Raw genomic sequence first — 2,366 nt, 5'->3', positions numbered from 1 at the left:
GGTCTGGGACGACCGCATGGGCCTGTCCCTGGCTCACGCCCGCAACTGGCGCCGCATCGCCCTGGCCAATCTGGTGCTGGCCGGCTTTCTCGGCGCCGGCTGGTGGGTCCAGGCCGAGCGGGCCGTGGTCAAACCCTTTGTGGTCGAGGTCTCGGAATGGGGCCAGACCCAGCGCATCACCGCTATCGGCGGCCGTTACGAACCGACCGAGGCCCAGACCGGCCGCGCGTTGGCCGACTGGATCCGCGACGTTCGCTCCAAGTCGATCGACCCCATCGTCATCCGGCAGAACTGGCTGCGGGCCTACGACCTGGTGACGCCGAAGGCGGCGTCCTTCCTGAACAGCTGGGCCCAGGCCCACGACCCGTTCGCCGAGGCCGGGCGCGAGGCGGTCAATGTTGAGGTGCTGAACGTCGTGCGCCGCACCGAGCGCACCTACGACCTGCAATGGCGCGAGACCCGCTTCGTCAACGGCCAGTCGGCCGGGACGGAACGCTGGCGCGCCCTGATCACCACCACCCTGCAGCCGCCCCGCACCGAGGCTGAGCTGATGAAGAACCCCCTGGGATTGAAGATCGAGGATGTGTCATGGACCCCCGACGCCTCTTGAGCCTGGCCGCGCTCGGCCTCGCGCTATCCGGCTGCGGCGGCGTGGCGCCGCTGCCGGATGTTCCGCGGCCTGCCTTGGCGGCGGTGGTGATCCCAACCGTCCGACCCTTGCCTTCAAGCCCGACCGAGCGTCCCTATCTGCAGGCGGCCGCCGGCGCCGAGGTCGGCGCGGACATCGCCTCGGAGGCTGCGGAGCCTCCAGGATCCGTCCTCGCAGTCGCGGCGTCGCCCGAGCTCCCAGCGCCGGCGGCGCCCTCCGTCACCGGGCGCACCGCGATCGCCGCCGCCAATCTCGACGCCCGCGCGGCTTCGCGCTCGGACAGTTTCGTGGGCGGGGTCCAAGTCTTCGCCTATGACCCGGGCCGGGTCTATGAGGTCTGGACCGCGCCGCTGCGGGTCACCACCCTGACCTTGGCGCCCGGCGAGACCGTGACCTCCAAGGCGGCGGGCGACACCGTCCGCTGGCAGATCGGCGAGGCCTCGTCCGGCGCGGGACCCAATCAACGCACCCACGTCCTGCTCAAGCCCCTGGAGCGCGGCCTGGAGACCAATCTGGTCCTGACCACCAGCCAGCGGGTCTATTTCCTGCAGTTGAAGAGCGGGTCGCCCGAGGGGTTCAACGCCGCGGTCGCCTGGGACATCGGGGCCGTCATTCCGCCCGGCGGAGCGTTCGGCGGCGGCCTGGAGGAGCGCATGGCCGATCCGATCGTCGTGCCGTCCGGGCCGCTGGACGCGCACTACCGGATCGATCCGCGCGGCCGCGCCCCGCGCTGGACGCCCACGGCCGTGTTCAACGACGGCACGCGGACCTTCATCACCTTCTTAGCTGACCTCCAGGTCGACGAGGCGCCCGTCCTGTTCGTGATCGCGCCGGACGGGGAGGCCCAGATGGTCAACTACCGCCAGCAGGGCGGCCTGTTCGTGGTCGATCGGGTGTTCGACCGGGCCGAGCTGCGGCTCGGCGACCGCCGCCCGCGGATCGTCCGCATCGATCGTCTGCAAGACCGCGCGGGAGGACGCTCGTGACCGATCCGATCTCGCCAGACGCGCCACTGCCCAAGGCGCCGCCGCCGGGACTCTCGACACGGGCGCCGCGCCCCACCGCCGTGCGGCTCCGCAAATCCGTGGTCCAGGGCGTGGTCATCGCCGCAGCCGCCCTTCTCTCAGGATCGCTGGCCTGGGCCTTCGTGGTCCAGCCCGAGTTGCGCGCCAACGCCCGTGAACGGGCGGACGAGGGGCGGCTCGACGAGGCGCGCGGGTCCGTCCGGGCTTCAGAGGTCGTGACCGATCAGCCGGCCAGCTATGATCGACTGGGCGACCAGCTGCCCGAGCCCAGACGGCTGGGCGGCGGCCCCGAGCCTGCAGCCGGCGCCGCGTCCGCGTCGCGCCCGCGCGTGTCCACCCCCGACGACCATGGCCCGGTCTCGGCGGCCCCGAGCGTGGGGCCGCGTCGCTCGCCGGCCCGGGACGCCGCCGGGTCAGGGCTGTTCTTCGGCGGCGGCTCCGGCGGCCGACCGGCCGGGCAGGGCGGCGAACAGGCCCAAGCGCCGGCCGGTCCCGGTCGCGACCATGGCGCGGTCTACAACGGCCATTCCCTCATGGCGCCCCTGTCGCCGTTCGAGCTCAAGGCCGGCGCCATCGTGCCGGCGGCGCTGCTGACCGGCATCGACACCTCGCGCACCGGCCCGGTCGTGGCCACCGTCACCCAGAACATGTTCGACACCGTCAGCGGCCGGCATCTGCTGCTGCCCCAGGGC

At 72.6% G+C, this 2,366-nt stretch carries 3 protein-coding genes; all 3 read left to right on the top strand.

The features are described 5' to 3' along the window. A partial coding sequence (gene trbF, locus Q0588_RS03935) for a conjugal transfer protein TrbF (protein WP_298743971.1) occupies positions 1 to 610 on the top strand: 610 nt, incomplete at its 5' end. After that, entirely contained in the window at positions 589 to 1,635 is a 1,047-nt protein-coding gene (locus tag Q0588_RS03930; protein ID WP_298743969.1) for a TrbG/VirB9 family P-type conjugative transfer protein, read from the top strand. The genes trbF and Q0588_RS03930, both read left to right, overlap by 22 nt. Next, a partial coding sequence (locus Q0588_RS03925; RefSeq protein WP_298743966.1) for a TrbI/VirB10 family protein occupies positions 1,632 to 2,366 on the top strand: 735 nt, incomplete at its 3' end. The genes Q0588_RS03930 and Q0588_RS03925, both read left to right, overlap by 4 nt.

This window comes from uncultured Brevundimonas sp. (assembly GCF_937870815.1).
GTDB lineage: Bacteria > Pseudomonadota > Alphaproteobacteria > Caulobacterales > Caulobacteraceae > Brevundimonas.
This window is presented reverse-complemented; position numbering and strand designations above follow the sequence as displayed.

Excerpts from the sequence above, each read along its gene's own strand:
- Q0588_RS03930 (WP_298743969.1), top strand. The coding sequence starts at position 589 with ATGGACCCCCGACGCCTCTTGAGCCTGGCCGCGCTCGGCCTCGCGCTA.